Source organism: Thermostichus sp. MS-CIW-23, from assembly GCF_054059455.1.
This window is the reverse complement of sequence record NZ_JBSSCC010000003.1, coordinates 94,493-113,104: the sequence shown is the minus strand read 5'-3', so window position 1 is coordinate 113,104 and position 18,612 is coordinate 94,493. Positions and strand designations below refer to the sequence as shown.

The window sequence follows — 18,612 nt, the reverse complement described above, 5'->3', positions numbered from 1 at the left end:
GATCCCTAGAAATTGGAAACAATTCCGCCACCGATCCTGGCTATACTGAGGACACGCTCACCCAAAGTAGGGGTGAGCTTTCACTCGGCAGCGATTCACATGAGTTTTTGGAAGGGCCTGTTCGGGTCAGCAGGAGCTGCTACAACCAAAGAGCCGGCGCAAACAGCTAGGGCCGACCGTCACCAGGAAACGGTGGTGGTACGAGGGGAGACAATCCTCTTCAGCTTGGATCCCAACTTGGATCTGTACGAGCTAGAGGAGCTCTGCGATGCGGTGGGGTGGTCGCGTCGCCCCATTCACAAGGTGAGAAAAGCCCTGCAGCACAGCTTTTTGGTGGTGTCGATGTGGCAGCAGCGGGGCAGCTACCGTCGCCTCATCGGCTTTGCCCGGGCAACGTCCGACCACGCTTTCAATGCCACCATTTGGGATGTGGTGGTTCATCCCGATTTCCAGGGTAGGGGTCTGGGCAAGCGGCTGATGGAAAAGGTGATCCACGAGCTGCGCGCCCGAGACATCAGCAACATCACCCTTTTTGCCGATCAGGGAGTGGTCAGCTTTTACGAACGGCTGGGCTTCACCGCCGACCCTGAGGGGATCAAAGGCATGTTCTGGTATCCCCGCTAGCGTATGGCCCCTGTGGTGATTTTGCCCGGTTATCTGGCGGGTGCGTCGGAGTATGAGCCCCTGCGCCAAGAGCTGGAAGCCCGCGGCTATGCGGCACGGGTGGTGCCGTTGCAGGTGCGCAGTTGGTTTCCCACGCTGGGGGGAAGGCCTGTCACTCCCATCCTGTGGGCCCTTCGAGAGACCATCCAAAAGACCTGCGCTGAGTTTGGGGTTGACCGAGTTAACCTGGTGGCCCACTCCGCCGGCGGCTGGATTGCCCGCATCTACCTGGGATCCGTGCCCTATGGGGGACAGGTGTGGCAGGGGCGGGAGCAGGTCGCTGCGCTGATTAGCTTGGGATCCCCCCACACCAGCCGGGAGCGCTGGACGAAGCGCAATTTGGACTTTGTCAACACCCACTATCCGGGGGCCTTTTGGCCCGAGGTCAAATATGTGTGCGTGGCGGGCAGGGTCATCCAGGGGCAGAGGTTGAGTCTGGGATCCCTGTGGCGACAGGAGCATTATCTGGCTTGGCTGGCCTACAACAGCTATTGGCTCACGGCTGGACAGGGGGAATTGTGGGGCGATGGCATTACCCCCATCGAGGCTGCCCACCTGCAGGGGGCTGTTAACCTCACTCTGCCCAACTGCTACCATTCCGGTCGGGGTGGACGGCGCTGGTATGGATCCCCCGAGGTGGTGGAAACTTGGGCTCAGTATCTGGCTTAGGGCCGGGGTTTAGCTGCCAGGCTTGCTTGGGTCGCCGAGGGAAGTCTCGGGCAAAGAGGCGGCCGATTGGCGGCGTTCCTGCTGACGCCGGGCGGCTTTTACCATCTCCTCGACCACAGCCCGCGCCTGCTTCATGCGATCCAAACTGCTGCGATAGAGCTCCAGATCTTTTCTCACCCGCTCTGTTGAAAAGGGCAGCTTGCTCACCACATTCTCCAAAAAGCGGCGGGTGCGTTCTTCTGGTTCTTCGTAAAGGGACTTGGCCACAACTTCATAGGCTGTGTAAAGGCCAACAGCTAAGACCCGGCTGTAGGCGTAGGGCGGCTGAGTCATGCGCTCCAAAATGGCTTTCAACCCACCCACATCTTCCGCCTCTGGCTTGAGACAGAGGAGATCAAGTCTTTGACGGGGATCCCCGCTTCCCATCAACTCCAGCAGATCGCGGGCATTCTTGCGCAACACCTCCGGCTTGAGGTGCAGAGCCTTACAGAGGGCGTTGAAAATGGCTTCTCGCTGCTCAGGGGGGTGATAGGCTTCCATCAGCCCGTCGTAGAGGGTGACCAGCCCCAAGGCAAAAAACGGATCGTAGACGAAGGTGCTGTTGACGGTGGTCAGGTGCAGCTCCACCAACAACTCCTCCACCACCCGGCGATAGACGGCGTTGATCGGGCGAGGGTAGGCGCTGAAAAAGGCCGCTTTGGTGGCGGAGAGGGTGCGAACAGGATTCACAGGCAGACAAAAATGAGCTTGAGGATGGCTTCTCTGTTTTTTTATTCTCACCTGTGCTGACCCTGAGGGCAAGCTGTGTTGACATCCTCCCCGGCCTGAAGGCCGGAGATTCCTACCACGCTACGCATGGATGGCTCCTTGCGCAGTCGTCTCGGCGGGTTCCTGCTTCCGACCGCCCGTGCAGTTCGATCCACAGGCCATCCGGGCTGACACGGGTGGTTCACCCACCCGCATCCCGACCGCAGCGTCGGCCGTGTCCTGCCCTTCGTCTCGCAACAGCTGTATCCCGCGAGCAAGGATGTTGATGGCACCGACCAGAAAGGCCTCCGGCCCGCTGCCGCGAAAGGCCTCCGGCCCGCTGCCGCGATCGGCGCTATCCTTCCCCGCCCTGAAGGACGGGGCTTGCCGCGCCTTTTGGTCAATACAGCTGCGTCTTGACTCCGCTATGGTGGCGCTATGGTGAATAGAGGGGTGGGAGGATGGGTTGAGAGCGGCGATGGCAACAACAGACGTGACGGTGGTGGTGAAGATCGGCACCTCCAGCCTGACAGATACTCAGACCGGCTTGTTGCGTCTTTCGGTGTTGGGGCCGCTGGTGGAGGTGCTGACCCACCTGCGCAGGCAGGGGTATGCGGTGATCTTGGTCTCCTCTGGGGCGGTGGGGGTGGGCTGTGCTCGCCTTGGCTGGCGGCAACGACCGACGGCTATTGCCGAGAAGCAGGCGGTGGCTGCGGTGGGACAGGGGCGGTTGATCCGCCTTTACGATGACCTCTTCTCGGCTCTGAACCAGCCAATTGCCCAAGTGCTGCTCACCCGCGGCGATCTGGTGGAGCGCAGCCGCTACGTGAACGCCAATCGCACTTTTGCCCAACTGCTGCAGATGGGGGTTATTCCCATCGTCAATGAAAACGACACGGTGGCAGTGGAGGAGCTGAAATTCGGCGATAACGACTCGCTTTCGGCGTTAGTGGCCAGCATGGTGCAGGCCAAGTGGCTTATCCTGCTCACCGATGTGGACAAGCTCTATTCGGCTGACCCCAACCGAGATCCCTCTGCCCAGCCCATTGAGCGGGTGTTGCCCGGGATCCCGCTACAGGTGAAGGCCGAAGCCCAGGGGAAAAGCGGCTGGGGCACCGGCGGCATGGCCACCAAACTGACCGCTGCTCAAATTGCTACAGCTGCAGGGGTAACGGTGGTGATCACCAATGGCAAACGGCCTGAGCAGATCCCGGCAATTCTGGCCGGCGAGGCCATCGGCACCCGCTTTGATCCGGCTCCTCAGCCCGCCAGCGCCCGCAAGCGATGGATTGCCTACGGCCTCATCCCCGAGGGATCTTTGACTTTGGATGAGGGGGCGGTACGAGCGGTGTGCGAGCAAGGGCGCTCGCTGTTGCCGGCAGGGATCACAGCCATTTCTGGGGAGTTTGAGGCGGGGGCTGCCGTGCGCCTGTGCGATCCCAGCGGCCAGGAGGTGGCGCGGGGCCTGGTGAACTACAGCGCCGAGGAGCTGCGGCAGATTAAGGGCAAAAAAACCGCCGAGATTCCCCGCATCCTGGGCTACGAAGGGGTTGATACTGCCGTCCACCGGGATAACTTGGCCTTGCTCAATTGAGGCCATGGGTGAGGCCATGGGGGCGAGTCCAGGCGCGGTGCTCTGCACCACTAGCACGAATGGCTACAACGGCGGGATCCCAACGCCTATTCTTCCAACTGCCAGGGATCCTGAGCCAGCACCTCATCGAAAACCCGCGGGGGACGCACGGCCATCAGCACCTGGCCCAACAGGGGAGAGGAGGGCGAGTCTTCTATCCACTCCACCGCCAGGGATCCGGCCCGATCCACCAGGAAAAATCCCGCCATCTGAGCTCCCTCCCAAACCCGAGCGGCGCGATCGACCACCAGCAAAACCGGATCCTGCTCTTCGCCGGTGGGCACCGGCAAGCCCAACAGGGATCCCAAAAGCCGGTTTTCCACCTGAAGGATCACCGGATCCCCGGCCTTTTGAATCACCGGCCAAGCAGGCAAGGCCATCCAAGTCTGCTCCGCCGGGCTGTTGACCCAGCCAAAGGGCCCTTGCGGCTCGCTGGGGGGGATCCCTTCCCAGGCGGCAGTTGCAAGAGGCAGGGATCCGGCCACCGGCAGCAGTCGCGGCAGATCTTCTTCCAAGCGAAACACGGACAGCTTGGGCAAAACGCTGCGTTGGGGGCGGGAGCTGGTGGCAATCGTGGACAAGAGCTGCTCCACCTGTCGGCGGGCTGTATCACTGTGGACATACTGAAACGCTCGACCGATAGCCCGAGTTCGCTCCTGCAGATCGCGGGTTTGCTGGGCCGTTCTCCAGGCTTGATAGGCTACCGCATCGCCGGGGTGATCCGTAAACCCTTCCGGAAGCTGTTGGAGCTGGGCATAATTTTTCACGGCGCGGGCGATCTCATGAGCATCAGCGGCATTCAAATGGCGACTGAAGATAAATTCCGCCACCCGAACCCGATCCTGTGGAGAGAGAATGCGCAACTCGTAGAGGATATCGCTGCCTTTATGGGCAAAATGCCCCAGAACTTCTGGGCTGGCTCCTGCTTTGGCCATCCCTTCGTAAACCTGGGCCGCAACAAGGATCTGGTTTTGGTGAATGGGCTCAAACCCGGTTGCCTCGAAGATGGCCTGCGGGGTCATTTTCTGTTGTTGCAAAGCTTGACAGGCCTTGGCCCAATCCAGCCACCGGCCCTCTTTGCGGCGCAGCCGCTCTACCAACAAGCTGGGATCCTCCTCCACAGCAGCAGGTTCCGGCAGATACTGACTCATGCTTGTTCTCCAACAGGCTGGACAGATCACCACTCCCCTGGTCCACAGCCCAGCAGATCTGGCCGGGCATCTGGCCAAACTTGATCTTCAAACTTGATCTTAGGGCTGATAGCGGTTCTGGCCGAGTCCGGTCGCGACAGCGGGACGGAGTCCTTGGCGAAACTCTAGATCGCTGGATTGCACAGCATCACCTGGGAAGGCTGTCCGCTCACCGGCAAGCGGTTCAGATCCAATTGCCAAAGCTGGAACTGGGGGGGCTTTTCTGCTTTGGGCACTTGCAGCCAAACCTTGCCTCTTTGGCCCACCTGCAACACCTGTGAGCCGTTAGGCACAGCTACTTGGGCCAAGGGATCCCCTTTTTCACTGTACAGCCAGAGGGAAGTGGATTGCTCGCCCTCTCGACACAGCAGCAGCACGCCCCAAGGGGCCTTGGCCATCTGGACAGGTTGCCCTTTCAAGAACCAGCGGCGCACCCGCAGCGGATTCACCTGCACCGAGTGGAGATAGGGGCAGCAACCTTGCTGGCCTTCCCTTCCCTCATCTGTTGCCGCAAAGAGCAACCGTTCTCCCAAGCTGATCACCCCCCCTTGGGGATCCAAGGGCAGGCGATAGCGAATGGGCTGGGATCCCGTCTGCAGAGACCAACCGGTCGCGACAGTGGGATGGTGTCCCTTGGGATAGGGCAAGAGGCTCATCTCCACCCACTGCTGCCCCACACCTGTCAACAAAACCAGATGCTCCGAGAAGGCCAGCAAGCGGGACAGGGATCCCTGCCAAGGCCAACGAAAATAGCAGCGGGAATCGGGGAAAGGCTGTGTTCCTGTCGACGTGGCCGGCTGCCATTGTACGGCCCCCAACTCTTGGGCGGTGGCCCAGACCAGCTCCTGTCGCTCTGCCAGCCAGGTGGCCTGCCAATCCTCCTCAAAGCTGAGCAAGGTGCGGATGCGGCTGGGGCTGAGGTGCAAAAGGCTGCTTCGGGAGAAGGCCAGGGCTTCCGGGAAGGTGTTCAAGGGCAGCACCGCCCGAATTGGCTCGTCCAGGGAAAAACGGGCCAAAGCAGGGGATCCCAGGGCAAGGTTCTGGAGCTCCAGCCATTCCAGCCTCTGGGGGGTCACCCGCAACAGCAGCGGGGATCTGGAGCCGCTGGGATCCTCGCAGATGCAGAACTTTTGCTCGGCCAGGAACTCCATCCCGCCAGTGTCAACAGAGCCCAGATCCGGCAGATCCCAAACCTGTACCCCAGGGGGCGGCCATCTGGGCAGGCGAGGGCCAACCCAACAACTGGCCGGCTCTTGCCACTCTTGGGCAACCACCGCCAAAGCCGACCGCATTTGGGCAGCAGTGCGGAACCGCCGCAAGGGCAACTTGCGTAGGGCTATCTCCAGCACCTCCCGCAGCGGGGCAGGGATCCCTTCTGGACAGACAAACGGCTGGTTGAGGTGGGCGTGCATCAACTGGCCGGGAGATCCGGAAAAAGGCCGTCGGCCCGTCAGCAGCTCCACCAGGATGATCCCCACCGCGTAGAGATCCGAGGCAGGGCTAAACTGACCGTAGAAGCGCTCGGGAGCCATGTAGGCAGGGGATCCGGTGGCGCTGATCTCATCGGGAAGAGGCTGGGAGTGGCGGGCAATGCCAAAGTCTGTCAGCTTCAGTTGCCAGCCCTGGGGCGTGGGCTTGAGCAGGATGTTCTCGGGCTTGACATCGCAGTGGATCACCCCCTGGCAATGGGCATGCTCCAACCCGGCCAAAATCTGATCCACAAAGCCCAAAACCTGCTTGACCGGCAGCCACAGCCCCTGTTCCACCTGGTCGATCAGCTCCCGCAGCGTGCCTCCCTCGCAGTACTCCAACACCAGGTAGCGACCTTCGCGGGCATGTTCGAGGGCGTAGCAGCGGGTAATGTTGGGGTGGTTGAGGGTGAGCAGATGGCGCAGCTCCCGCAGCAGATTTTGGGTGGGAAAGCGCTCCGCCGGCAGCTCCTTCAGGGCCACCAGGTCTCCTCCTTGACGGGGACGGGCACAGAATACACGCCCGTACTGCCCTTGGCCGGCCAAACCCAACATTTGGTAGCTGTCGTGAATCGACTTGAGGGTACGGCTGCGTCGGGACACGGCCCTAGCCCACGAGGAATCAATACCGGCACTTTACATCTTTTTTTGCTCTTTTCGTTCCCGTCTTGGCTCAGGTTCCAGAACAACGAGCCCAGCAGCAGGTCTGCCGAACTCCCACCGGAAAGCCTAAGAGCCGGTCAACTGCTTGAGCAGCTCCGCTGCGTGGGTTTCCACCTTGACCTTGGTGATAACGGCCTCGATCTTCCCCTCCGGATCAATAACAAAAGTGGTGCGGTGAATGCCGTTGTACTCTTTGCCCATGAACTTTTTCGGCCCATAGACCCCGTAAGCCCTGGCCACCTTGGCCCCCTCATCCACCAACAGGGGGAAGGGCAGTTGCAGCTTCTGGGCAAATTTTTGGTGGGAACGGGCATCGTCGGCGCTCACCCCCAAGATGGCGATGCCGTGGGCTTGATAGTCAGCGTAGGCATCCCGAAAGCCGCAGGCTTCTTGGGTGCAGCCGGGGGTGTTGTCCCGCGGGTAAAAATAGAGCACCACCCGCTGTCCCCGCAACTGGCTCAAGCTGATGGGATTGCCCTCGGCATCGGGCAGGGTGAACTCCGGAGCCGGATCCCCAACGGCAAGGGGCATGGGTGGGATCCCTCCTCAGACCGATTTTTTGGGAGAGAGAATCATCGTGATGTTTCGCCCTTCCTTTTGGGGGGGCTGCTGCATTTCCGCCACTTCTTGTAAGTCTTTGAACAAGCGGTGCAGCAATTCTTCCCCCAACTCGGCGTGCTGGGCCTCACGACCGCGGAACATCACCGTGGCTTTCACCTTGTCTCCATCCCCCAAGAACTGTTGGGCGCTGCGCAGGCGCACGTTGTAGTCGTGCTCGCCGATGTTGTAGCGAAACTTCACTTCCTTGATCTCGGCAGTGTGTTGCTTCTTGCGGGCCTCCCGTTCTTTCTTCTCCTTCTCAAACTTGAACTTGCCGTAGTCCATGATGCGGCAGACGGGCGGATCGGCCTTTTCGCTCACCAAGACCAAATCCAGATCTTTTTCTTCTGCCAGGCGCAGGGCTTCGCGCGGGCTCATGATCCCCAACTGAGTGCCGTCGGTATCGATAAGGCGGATTTTGGGGAAGCGGATGCGCTCGTTGATGGCCGGCAGCTCTGCGCGCTGCTTGCGGGGCAAGCGGTCAAGTGGACGTTCTACGGACAAGTTTTCCTCTCTGTGAACAACAACCTAGATGGTAGTACTCAGAGAATAGCAGCCTCTTTTGCGCCGTTGCTGGCCGACGGACTTGCACCCCCAAGTGGTCTATCGGCCAGGAGGGCAAGGCATGCTGCACCTATACTAGCCGGCATTTTTTGTTTTCTTCTAGGGGTTCGCCGACCCACTGGAAGGAAGAAGGATGCTGGATTGGGGCAGCAACCGCGGTAGGATAACCAAAGTGGCGCTCCTGCCGGTGAGAGGGCAGGGGGGGGCTTGTTTTCCGGTTAGCAGGGAGGGCAAAAGTGGTGCAGCTCGGTTTAACGGAACGGGAACTGAAAGAGTTGGCCCAAAAGTCGGTGCAACTGATCCTGAGCCCGCGAGAAGGAGATAGCGAGGCGCTGGCTCAGTACAAAGCCTCGGCCGAATTCCGGGCAGGAGTTCATCTGGCCTGCGCGGCCATGGTGCTCGTCTTGGCGGAAAACAACGAGCGGATTAGCCAGCAGTTGGCTGCTCTCCAGGAAAAGGGATCCCTACCTCTACAGGAACCTTCCCAAAAACCTGCCAGCTAGAGCTGTGCCATGGTTCCAGAGACAGACCCACTGCAAGTGCGCAGCGAGCGGGACGCGATGGGGGAGCGGCAACTGCCGCAGTCGGTGTACTACGGCATCCAAACCGCCCGCGCCCTGGAGAATTTTCCCATCAGCGGCCTCAAGCCCCTGCCAGAGTATGTGGAGGCCTGCGTGCTGATTAAAAAGGCGGCGGCGGAGGTCAACGGCGAGCTGGGGTGCATTCCGGCAGAGGTGGCCAAGGCGATTGTCCAAGCGGCGGATGAGATCCTCCAGGGATCCCTGCGGGATCAGTTTGTGGTGGATGTGTACCAGGCGGGGGCGGGCACCTCCCACCACATGAACGTCAACGAAGTGCTGGCCAACCGCGCTCTGGAGATCCTGGGGGAGCCCAAGGGCCGCTACGAGCGGGTCAGCCCCAACGACCATGTCAACTACGGCCAGTCCACCAACGATGTCATCCCCACCGCCATTCGTCTGGCTGCCCTGCTGCGGGTGCGACGGGATTTTCTGGGCACGCTGGACAATTTGGTAGCGGCGCTGGAGCAGAAGGCCCAAGAGTTTCGCGGCATCCTCAAGGCCGGTCGCACCCATTTGCAGGATGCGGTGCCAGTGCGGCTGGGGGATAGCTTCGGCGCCTACGCGGCCATCTTTGCCCAACACCGTCGCTGGATTGAGGAGGCCAGCCAGGCCCTGTGCAGCTTGGGGCTGGGGGGAAGCGCCGTCGGCACCGGCCTCAACACTCATCCCCAGTACCGGCAAAAGGTGGTGCAACGGCTGGCAGAGTATACCCAGTTGCCCCTCACCCCTGCTCCCCACCCCATGGCGGCGATGCAGAGCATGGCCCCCTTTGTGCATCTGTCGGGATCCCTGCGCAACCTGGCCCAAGATGGCATCAAGCTGGCCAACGACCTGCGGCTGATGGATTCTGGCCCCAAGACCGGCCTGAAGGAGATCCAACTGCCGCCGGTGCAGCCCGGCTCTTCCATCATGCCTGGCAAGTACAACCCGGTGATAGCCGAGATGTTGAACATGGTCTGTTTCCAGGTGATTGGGCTGGATACCGCCATCACCCTCGCAGCCCAAGCGGGGCAATTTGAGCTCAACGTGATGATGCCCCTGATTGCCTATGACCTCCTGCACAGCCTGCAGATTCTGAACAGCAGCCTGCGGGTCTTTGCCGAGCGCTGTATTCAAGGCATCACCCCCAAACCGGAGCGCTGCCGCGGCTACGCAGAAGGGACGCTGGCTTTGGTGACCGCCCTCAACCCCTACATCGGCTATTTGCAAGCTGCAGAAGTGGCCAAGGCTTCTTTGGAAACCGGCCAGTCCATTCGGCAGATTGTCTTAGAGCGCAACTTGATGACCCCGGAACAGGTGGCCAAGGTGCTGGATCTGGAGGCGATGAGCCAAATGCAGTCCTAACCCATTCGCTACAGTGGAGGCATACTGCTCCTGCCCGGCCATGACCATCGCCCCCTATCGCTGGCCCACCCAGCACGACTTGCCCGATACAGACGACACCCCCTTGGACAACGAGGATCAAGGCCGCCAATACCCCCTCCTCCGGGAACCGCTGCTGCTGCACTGGTCAGATCGGCAAGACTTTTTTGTGGCTTGCAATATGGGCCTTTACTACGCCCTACCCCGGCAGGTCATTGTTCCAGATTTGTTTCTGGTGCTGGGGGTTCCTCGTTGGCGGGATGGCACTGCCCGCAAAAGTTATGTGGTTTGGGATGAAGGGAATATCTTGCCTATTCTCATCTTGGAGATCATCTGCAACGACCAGGGGGAAGAAAAACCCGGACAAGCCAAATTCCAGCTCTACGAAAGGCGGCTGCGGATCCCCTACTACGTCACCTTCGAGCTAGAGACCGATGAGCTGAATGTTTATCAACTCCAGGGCGGACACTATGAGCTGCTCCCCGGCTCAGGCGCTGGAGAACATCCCCCCATTCTGTTGCCCGATTTGGACTTGAGTATCGGTCGGTGGTGGGGATCCTACGAGGGGCGAGAACGCTTTTGGGTGCGCTGGTATGATAGGACAGGGCAATTGTTGCCTACGGGAGCTGAACTAGAACGGCAGCGGGCTGAATTGGAACGGCAACGGGCAGAATTGGAACGGCAGCGGGCAGAATTGGAACGCTCCCGAGCCGAACGACTGGCCCAGCGGCTACGGGAACTGGGAGAAGACCCTGAATTTTGATCAGCTTTTCCAGGGATCCCCAAAAAAGAAATCTCCACCTACCCCCTACACTGGAATCCTGGCATTCCAGGGGGACATGATGACCAGACAGCGACTCAGTTTGTGGACGAAGCTGGCCTATGGGGTGGGGGATCTGGGCACAGGCATGACGGCCAACATCCTCATCTTTTTCCTGCTGCCCTTTCTCACCAATACCGTTGGCATGTCGGCAGGCCTAGCCGGCAGCATCTACGCCATCACTCGCTTTTGGGATGCCATTAACGATCCCATCATCGGCATTCTCAGCGACCGCACCCGCACCCGTTGGGGCCGTCGCCGCCCCTGGCTGCTGTTTGCAGCCCTCCCCTTTGGCCTCACGTTCCTGGCCCAGTGGTGGATCCCTTTTCCCGGTCGTATTGGCCCCCTTTTCGCCTACTACCTACTGGTGTCGCTGCTGTTCAATACCTTCTACTCGGCGGCCAATATCCCCTATGCCTCTCTGACCGCGGAGCTGACCCAGGATTACGACGAGCGCACCCAGCTCAACCAATTCCGCTTTGCCTTCTCTGTAGGGGGCAGTATGGTTGCGGTGGTCACCTTTCCCCTGCTGGTCAACTTGCTGCCGGATCGGGCTGCCGGCCACCTGCTGGCGGGAGCCTGTTTTGGAGTGATCTCGGCTGTGCCCTTGCTGATCTGCTTTTGGGGGGTGCGAGAACGGTATCCATCCCAACGGGATCCCATGCCCCTGGTTCAACAACTGCGGGTGGCCTTCAGCAACCGCCCCTACCTGTTTGTCAGCGGCATCTACCTGTGTTCTTGGCTAGCGTTTCAGTTCACAGCCACAATCATCCCTTATTTCATCGTCTTTTGGATGGGCCTGCCGGAGGTGTGGATTTCCTTGGTGGTACTGGCGGTACAGGGGATCGCAGTGCTGACGCTGTTCGGTTGGACCCAACTGAGCACCCATCTGGGCAAGCGCACCATGTACCTTATCGGGGCGGGGTTTTGGCTGATCTCGCAGGCGGGCCTGTTTTTCCTCCAGCCCGGCCAGCAAGGGATCATGATTGGGCTGGCTCTGTTGGCCGGCATTGGGGTTTCTGCTACGGCCTATCTCGGCCCTTGGTCCATGTTGCCGGATGTGATCGATCTGGATGAACTACAAACCGGGGAGCGGCGGGAGGGGATCTTCTACGCTTTTATGGTCTTCTTACAAAAGGTGGGCCTGGCGCTGGGACTGTTTTTCGTGGGGCAAGCTCTGGATTGGGCCGGCTTTGTGCCTTCGGTAGCCGGAGAGGCCCTGCCCATCCAGCCGGAATCGGCTTTGTTGGCCATTCGCGTTGCCATTGGCCCCTTACCGGGAGTGGCTTTGATCGGCGGGATCTTGCTGGTGTGGTTCTACCCAATCACCCGGCAGCGTCATCAGCAGATCCTGATGGAATTGGAAGAAAGACGGCAACAATACCACCCCAGCACCGAAAGATCTCCTTAGACCGCAAAATAGGCTACGGTTTCTAGCGGCAGAGCAACTGGCGCAATTGCGGGGGTTTTGATCTTCGGCCCAGGCTACTCCTCTCTCAGGGGCCTGCAGGATTACCTCATCAATGGCCTGAAAAAATGGCCTGAAAATCGATCACTCCTTCATCTCGCGCTGGGGGCCGAATGAAGAAAATGCCGAGACCATTGCCTGATCATCACCTTGGCCCGCAGCCTGGGAATGGATGTCACTGCCGAGGGGATCGAAACCCTACAGCGACTGCACCAATGAGGCTGTTGAACTGCGAGTATGGCCAGGGCTATTTCTTCGCCAAACCTGATACATTCACGCTGAACTCTCCTGAACATGGTTCAGGAAAGAAGCGATCGCATCCTGCCTATCTCTGAGCAGGAAGGCGGTATCCCGCAAAGCCCTGAGGAATACCCCCCGAGCGCTTTCCCCCTTCACTTCCCGGCAACCGTTGCGGTGGACTCAAGGATCAGGGGGAAACTTGGTCTACTATATCCCTCTCAATGACTTTTGCCAAACCGCCTAAAGCTCAGTAAATTCAGCAAAGTTCAGGGTTTTGGGGGTTAGAGGCATGCTCTCTAGGATGCAGAGCAAATGCTGCGGTTGCAACTGGACAAGAGGTGAAGGGATCCCTGCCCTCAGTCTAGGATGATGCGCAGGCCGCTACCCGAGGGAGTCACCGGTTCAGAGCTGGGCAAAATCCGCAGCCCACTGCCGGAGGGCCGGATCACTGTGTTGTCAGCATTTACGAAGAAGGTGTTGGATTGGCCGTCCCGCTCATACACCACCACGTCGTTGCGGTTGAACTGGGAGCGACAGATGATGGGGGAGTTGTCGGCAGCAGTAGCCGCACTGCAGCGGTAGCCAGGGGCAGAGACGATCTTGCCTTCTTCATCGATGGAAAAAGGAACTGCAGAGGGCAAGATTGGAGGGAAGACCGGCTGGTCGGGATTGAGGATCACCGAGCCACCTGTGCTGGGTTCTACCACGATCCCCCGCCCGTCGATGACGATCCGCTGCGCTTGGGCGGGAGAGACGGCCAGCGGCCCCAAGAGCAAAGCCAGGCTTAGGCCGAGTTGGAGGGGAAACAACAGCTTCATTGGATATCTCCTTTGGCCCAGGGCCATAACAGCTTCCAGGGATCCGCCAACGATCCTTGCAGGGGATGGATCCCTGGCTCAACTTAACTTGATCTTGGCCCAGATGTCGGGCCGAACCCAGGGCGGAAGCCGTCACCTCTGTTGCCAAGATGGGCACTTTGCCGTCGGCTCGACTACCACAGCCCCGAGCGGCCCAACGCCAGCCCGACCACCAACATGCCCAACACCAAAAAGGGCTGCGCGCTGGCTTGGTATTTCACATCGTTGTTCAAAGGATCCCGCAGCAGGTACATATCTTGGAAGGTTATTTGCGGGATGATCAGCAGCACCAAAAGGGCCGCGTAACGTTTTAGGCCCGCCCCCAGCAAAAACGAGGCCATGCCGAACTGAAATAGGTCGATCATCAGCACCGAGATCCAAGCGGCCCCCATCGCCCCAAACATCACCGGCAAAGAGGCCAAGCCAAACTGCCTGTCCCCTTCGATGCTTTTGAAATCGTTGACCACGGCAATCCCCAGCCCGGCCAAGCTGTAGATCAGCGTCAGGATGCAGACCGTCCAGTTCAGCTCGCCAAACAAGGCGTGACCCGTCCACCAGGGCAGGGCGATGTAGCTGGCGCCCAGGGCGTAGTTGCCCAGCCAGCCGTTGCGCTTGAGCTTCAGGGGGGGCGCCGAGTAGATGTAGGCAATGAGGGCTCCCGCCAAGGCAATGCAGGTGATCACCGGGAAGTCATGGCCGGTGTACCAGTCCAGGGCATAGGCCAAGCCCAACCCCAAGATCAGCAGCACCCAGATCTGGATAACCACCCGCTGCAGAGAAATAGCGCCGGAGGGAATGGGGCGGTAGGGCTCGTTGATGGCGTCGATCTCGCGGTCGTAGTATTCGTTCACCGTTTGGGTATAGCCCGTCATCAGGGGGCCCGCCAGAATCATGCCCACCAAAATTAGGGCCACATTCTCCCAAGTCCAGGTGAAGTGACCGGAAGATGCCGCCCCCGGAATCAGACCCCACACCAAAGGGATCCAGGTGACAGGCTTCATCAGTTGCAAGTGCAACTGCCAAATGGAGCGAGACTCCACCTCTGCTCCTTTCATGCCCAGCAGTTGACGGACACGCTGCGCATTCGACCCGCCGGTGCCAGGGGATCCCTTGCCGGGATCCGAGTCTGGGGCGGCTTCTTCTGAAGCAGCTCCTTCTGCTATGCTGGGCTCCGCAGCAAAGGCCATCTCAGCCGCCACTTCCGGCAAGGAGGGATCTTGAGGGATCTTTTCGCTCATGGTAGGATGCGCAATCAAACTGCAATAACGGGGATAACCACCCCCATTCAGACATCGTGACATACTCCCGCACTCATGCTGATGCATAGAGTACGAGCTTCTCAGTGACTCCTGTTAAGGACATTTCCTGAGCTTTAAGAACGGGATGCCCCACCGCTCTGTGTTTACCATAGCAAGGGTTTCCGCCTTTCATCCTGACCCTCATGCTGATACATAGAGGGCGTCGCTTCTCGGCGGTCTAGCTGACCGGATTCCTCAAACAAGAGGAGAGGTTGACGTTCTCCCCACGGCTAAAGCCAGAGGATCCATTCTCAGCCAGCAAAACAACTCCCACTGACTGAGCTACACCGAGCATGTGGCTTATACCGCAGCACCGTGGGGGACGCCAAAGCGCTTCGCGCCGCCAAGGCGAACGCACCAGCTACTGGGATGTGGAAACACCCCAGATACTTCTACTTCACCTTCAGCACTGCACCTTTCTATAAATTTTCTATAAATGGGTGGAGCGATACTCACATCCTATCAGGAGACGGTAGCTTATCCCTAGGCATAAATGCCGGGGCCTGAGCCGCCGAGTTTTCGGTCAGCTCGCAGTTCCGGGCCATCTACACAATCTGTGCCGTCACGAATAGGTTTTGGTGCTCCGCTGGGATCCGCTCTTTCTCTTGGGCCGGGATCACCAGGGGAGGTTGCCGAGTGTAGTTGACAGGATCCCGAAACCAAGCGCGGCTGTAGGTGTTGTAGAGAAGAGGACGGGGAGCGGGCGAGCGATTGGCCCGACCCAGGTGAATCAGGCGGTAGTCGAACAGGAGGCAGGATCCCTTGGCCAGGGGCGGATCGACAAAGGGCATCTGCTGGGCCAGCTCGGTATAGTGGGCATCGAAGACTACATGGCTGCCGGGCCAGAGACGGGTCATGCCGTTCTCTTCGTTGACATCCACCAGAGGAATGAGCAAATTCAGGGCATAGCAAGGAATGATCGCATCCAAGGTCTCGTCGCCAAACAGATGAGACAGATCCCGGTGAACTTGTTGATCGGCGGATCCCGGCAGAGAGACCACCGCCCCCAGCCCGCTCAAGATCAACTCCGGCCCCAAAATCCGCTTCAGGATGGGCAAGATCAGAGGATGGGCATAGAGGAGGGGATCGTTGAAGGGGCCCTCCAGGCGAACCGTTACCATCACCCGTCTATTGCCCACTAACAGGGCATCGGCGTGGTTTTCGTGGGTGCAGTAGCGGCTGTAGGTGGCCAGAAAGCTGCTGTGCAACTTGTCGATGAGCTCGGGGGGAAAGATCTCCGGCAACACCAGATAGCCCTCTGTGGAAAACAGTTCAAAAGCCTGCTCTACGGTCTCTGGATCCGGCTGCTGGAGCTCCTGTAAGGACTCCGTCCCGCTGACGCGAACCGCAGGGCTGAAGCGCAACTGGGCCAACATGGGCTATGTCTCCTGCAAACTGGCCACAGCCATTAACATGCCCCGCGCTTTGTTTAGACATTCTTGGTATTCCCGCTCCGGATCCGAGTCGGCCACAATACCTGCCCCGGCCTGCAAGCTCACCTGGCCCTGATGAACCAGCAGAGTGCGGATGGTGATGGCGGTGTTCAGTTGGCCGGAAAAGTCGTAGTAGCCATAGGCGCCGGCATAGGGCCCGCGGCGGCATCCTTCCAGCTCATGAATAATCTGCATGGCGCGGATTTTGGGGGCACCCGTAACGGTTCCGGCGGGGAAGGTGGCCCGCAGCAGATCCCAGGCGCTGTACTGGGGATCCAGCCGCCCCACTACGTTGCTGACGATGTGCATCACATGGCTGTAGCGCTCGATCTGCATCAGGTCATCCACCTGCACAGATCCCAGTTGGCAGACCCGTCCCAGGTCGTTGCGGGCCAGATCCACCAGCATCACATGTTCGGCCCGTTCTTTCGGATCTGCCAACAGCTCTTGCTCCAGCTGCCGGTCTTCCTGAGGGGTGGTGCCACGGGGGCGGGTGCCGGCAATGGGGCGCACGGTGGCGATGCGGTCTTCTCCCACCCGGCTGAGTTTGACCATCACCTCTGGGCTGGAGCCGATGAGGCAGAGATCCCCAAACTGCAAAAACGCCATATAAGGGGAAGGGTTAATCAGCCGCAACGAGCGGTAGAGGCGAAAGGGATCCCCCGCAAAGGAGACGGTAAACCGCTGCGAGAGCACCACCTGGAAGATATCTCCGGCGCGGATGTAGTCCTTAGCCTGTTCCACGGCTTGGCAGTAGGCTGGGCGGCTCAGGGTGCTGGGGGGGATTTGTTCGCGCCAGCGGGACGGAGTCCTTTCCGACAGGTGGGGCTTCCAGTTGAGGTGCAGATGGGCCAGGGAAAGAGGAGCGCTGAGCTGCTGCATCAGCTTTTCCACCCGCCGGCAGGCTTGGGCATAGGCTTCCTCAGGAGCGTGGTGACGGGTATCGGCGAAGGCCACCACCCAGATCTTGCGCTTCACCTGGTCAAAGAGCAGGATGCTGTCCACCTGCATCAAAACGGCATCAGGGGGATCCCCCGGCTGCAGGGGGTGGATGGGCACCTTGGGCTCAATCCAGCGAATCAGCTCGTAGCCCCAGTAGCCAAATAGGCCGCCGATGCTGCTGGGCAATTCCGGCAAATGCACCGGCTCATAAGGCTGCAAGCAGCGGGCCAAGATGGCAAAGGGATCCCCTTGGTGGTGCTCCTGTCGGCCATCGCGGTATCGCTGTAGGGCCTGATCCCCGCGTATTTCCAAAACCCACAGGGGATCGCAGCCCAAGAAGCTGTAGCGGGCCACCTGTTCCCCCCCCTCCACCGACTCCAGGAGAAAGTTGTAAGGCTGGCCAGCACAAACCCGATACCAGGCAGAAACCGGCGTTTCCAAATCCGCCACCCATTCCTGGTACACCGGGATAAAGTTGCCCTGCTTGGTGAGGGCAAGAAACTCCTTCAAGGGAGGGTAAATCATGGCCTGCAACCTTTGTGCTTTTCCTGACTCTACCCCAGACACGGGATCCCAAGGGCGTGTGGATCCCTCTGGATTGCCCGGTTGCAACAGCGCCGAAAACCATTAAGCTGAGAGCGGCTCTACTCTCGGGATCCCTTGCCATGCAAAACCCATCTCAGGTGATTCGTGAGCGCCTCCGCTATCAAGGCCACAAATACACCTTCGTCAGCCAGCGTTTGCGTTTTCCCAACGGCAAAGAGGGAGAGCGGGAGTACCTCATCCATCCTGGCGGGGTGGTGGCCGTGCCTGTAACTGCAGCAGGCAAGTTCGTCTGCATTCGTCAATATCGCTTTGCGGTCGCTTCCTATCTTTACGAATTCCCGGCAGGCACGGTCGAGCCAGGGGAGCATCCCGACGACACCATTCGCCGCGAGCTGGAAGAAGAAACGGGCCTGCGTGCCCATCGCTGGGATCCCCTTGGCCAATTTTATTTGTGCCCCGGCTATTCCAGCGAGATTATGTATGCCTATTTGGCGCGGGAGCTGGAAGTGCTGGATTCCCCTCCCGATAAGGATGAGGATGAAGATATTACCGTAGTGGAGTTTTCTGCTTCTGAGCTTACAGAAATGGCCCGTTTGGGAATGGATTTGGACAGCAAGTCCATTGCCTGCTTTTGGCGGGCCCAATTGTTTTTGGCTGCCGAAAAATAGAGCCCTCCGTCGGGGGGGGCTGCCCCTTGCTCCTGGGGGATCCCTTTCAAATTGGCGGGGCGTCGTTCCAAGCCGACTTTGTTGGCTACAGAGGAAGCTCCAGGCTTTTCACCCTAACTTGGTAGCCCATTGCCAGGCGAGATCAAGGTGAGATCGAGGTTGCGTTCGACATAAAAGGGATCCCTGTATCCCGGCTGTT

The 18,612-nt window shown here is 59.6% G+C and carries 17 protein-coding genes, 1 pseudogene and 1 CRISPR repeat array (1 of these 19 running past the window's edge); of the genes and pseudogenes, 8 read left to right on the top strand and 10 right to left on the bottom strand.

Features of this window, described 5'->3' with window-relative positions:
* Window positions 1-20: a CRISPR direct-repeat array (repeat unit 36 nt); it reaches 1,349 nt to the left of the window's first position.
* 79 nt (window positions 21-99) lie between these two features.
* A complete protein-coding gene (locus ACVW0B_RS02300; RefSeq protein ID WP_457490843.1) occupies window positions 100-624 on the top strand; it encodes a GNAT family N-acetyltransferase in 525 nt (174 codons plus the stop codon).
* A 3-nt stretch (window positions 625-627) separates the two neighbouring features.
* A complete protein-coding gene (locus ACVW0B_RS02295) occupies window positions 628-1,332 on the top strand; it encodes an esterase/lipase family protein (protein ID WP_011432154.1) in 705 nt (234 codons plus the stop codon).
* A gap of 9 nt (window positions 1,333-1,341) precedes the next feature.
* Here the strand turns inward: ACVW0B_RS02295 and psb29 are convergent, their stop codons facing one another.
* Together psb29 and ACVW0B_RS02285 are read right to left on the bottom strand one after the other, a co-directional pair.
* Entirely contained in the window at window positions 1,342-2,061 is a 720-nt protein-coding gene (gene psb29 / locus ACVW0B_RS02290; RefSeq protein WP_041436186.1) for a photosystem II biogenesis protein Psp29, read from the bottom strand.
* A 120-nt stretch (window positions 2,062-2,181) separates the two neighbouring features.
* A pseudogene (locus ACVW0B_RS02285) lies at window positions 2,182-2,433 on the bottom strand (RNA-guided endonuclease InsQ/TnpB family protein); the annotation flags it as partial.
* A 124-nt stretch (window positions 2,434-2,557) separates the two neighbouring features.
* On the opposite strand from ACVW0B_RS02285, the gene proB reads away from it, so the two are divergent.
* The gene (gene proB, locus ACVW0B_RS02280; protein ID WP_041436197.1) at window positions 2,558-3,673 is read left to right on the top strand and encodes a glutamate 5-kinase; all 1,116 of its coding nucleotides are present in this window, start codon (window positions 2,558-2,560) and stop codon (window positions 3,671-3,673) included.
* Between the two features lie 86 nt (window positions 3,674-3,759).
* Here proB and raf1 read toward each other — a convergent pair whose 3' ends face one another.
* From raf1 to infC, 4 genes are all read right to left on the bottom strand, one after another.
* Window positions 3,760-4,863, bottom strand: a complete 1,104-nt coding sequence (gene raf1, locus ACVW0B_RS02275; RefSeq protein ID WP_457490842.1) for a RuBisCO accumulation factor 1 — start codon at window positions 4,861-4,863, stop codon at window positions 3,760-3,762.
* Window positions 4,864-5,027: 164 nt separating this feature from the next.
* Complete coding sequence (locus ACVW0B_RS02270; RefSeq protein WP_457490841.1) at window positions 5,028-6,974, bottom strand: serine/threonine-protein kinase; 1,947 nt, start codon at window positions 6,972-6,974, stop codon at window positions 5,028-5,030.
* A gap of 126 nt (window positions 6,975-7,100) precedes the next feature.
* The gene (gene bcp, locus ACVW0B_RS02265; RefSeq protein WP_011432174.1) at window positions 7,101-7,565 is read right to left on the bottom strand and encodes a thioredoxin-dependent thiol peroxidase; all 465 of its coding nucleotides are present in this window, start codon (window positions 7,563-7,565) and stop codon (window positions 7,101-7,103) included.
* A 15-nt stretch (window positions 7,566-7,580) separates the two neighbouring features.
* Window positions 7,581-8,111 carry a translation initiation factor IF-3 gene (gene infC / locus ACVW0B_RS02260; protein ID WP_457490859.1) on the bottom strand — a complete coding sequence of 177 codons (531 nt, stop codon included), beginning with the start codon at window positions 8,109-8,111 and terminating at the stop codon, window positions 7,581-7,583.
* Window positions 8,112-8,434: 323 nt separating this feature from the next.
* On the opposite strand from infC, the gene ACVW0B_RS02255 reads away from it, so the two are divergent.
* The 4 genes from ACVW0B_RS02255 to ACVW0B_RS02240 all read left to right on the top strand — a co-directional run bounded on the left by ACVW0B_RS02255 (window position 8,435) and on the right by ACVW0B_RS02240 (window position 12,372).
* Window positions 8,435-8,701 (top strand): hypothetical protein, encoded by a 267-nt coding sequence (locus ACVW0B_RS02255; RefSeq protein ID WP_011430957.1) that lies wholly within the window; start codon window positions 8,435-8,437, stop codon window positions 8,699-8,701.
* A gap of 9 nt (window positions 8,702-8,710) precedes the next feature.
* The gene (locus ACVW0B_RS02250) at window positions 8,711-10,123 is read left to right on the top strand and encodes an aspartate ammonia-lyase (RefSeq protein WP_457490840.1); all 1,413 of its coding nucleotides are present in this window, start codon (window positions 8,711-8,713) and stop codon (window positions 10,121-10,123) included.
* A 40-nt stretch (window positions 10,124-10,163) separates the two neighbouring features.
* A complete protein-coding gene (locus tag ACVW0B_RS02245; protein WP_457394530.1) occupies window positions 10,164-10,904 on the top strand; it encodes a Uma2 family endonuclease in 741 nt (246 codons plus the stop codon).
* 79 nt (window positions 10,905-10,983) lie between these two features.
* The gene (locus tag ACVW0B_RS02240) at window positions 10,984-12,372 is read left to right on the top strand and encodes an MFS transporter (protein ID WP_457490858.1); all 1,389 of its coding nucleotides are present in this window, start codon (window positions 10,984-10,986) and stop codon (window positions 12,370-12,372) included.
* 653 nt (window positions 12,373-13,025) lie between these two features.
* On the opposite strand, the gene ACVW0B_RS02235 is transcribed toward ACVW0B_RS02240, so the two are convergent.
* The 4 genes from ACVW0B_RS02235 to trpE form a co-directional block, all read right to left on the bottom strand.
* Complete coding sequence (locus tag ACVW0B_RS02235) at window positions 13,026-13,487, bottom strand: hypothetical protein (protein ID WP_457490839.1); 462 nt, start codon at window positions 13,485-13,487, stop codon at window positions 13,026-13,028.
* A 173-nt stretch (window positions 13,488-13,660) separates the two neighbouring features.
* Entirely contained in the window at window positions 13,661-14,764 is a 1,104-nt protein-coding gene (gene chlG, locus ACVW0B_RS02230; protein WP_414374945.1) for a chlorophyll synthase ChlG, read from the bottom strand.
* 605 nt (window positions 14,765-15,369) lie between these two features.
* On the bottom strand, window positions 15,370-16,200 hold the full coding sequence (locus ACVW0B_RS02225; RefSeq protein WP_457490838.1) for a phytanoyl-CoA dioxygenase family protein: 831 nt from the start codon (window positions 16,198-16,200) through the stop codon (window positions 15,370-15,372).
* A gap of 3 nt (window positions 16,201-16,203) precedes the next feature.
* Window positions 16,204-17,724 (bottom strand): anthranilate synthase component I, encoded by a 1,521-nt coding sequence (trpE, locus tag ACVW0B_RS02220; protein WP_457490837.1) that lies wholly within the window; start codon window positions 17,722-17,724, stop codon window positions 16,204-16,206.
* Window positions 17,725-17,864: 140 nt separating this feature from the next.
* Between trpE and ACVW0B_RS02215 the strand changes: the two genes are divergently transcribed.
* Window positions 17,865-18,413 (top strand): NUDIX hydrolase, encoded by a 549-nt coding sequence (locus tag ACVW0B_RS02215; protein WP_011432186.1) that lies wholly within the window; start codon window positions 17,865-17,867, stop codon window positions 18,411-18,413.
* Window positions 18,414-18,612 lie beyond the last annotated feature (199 nt).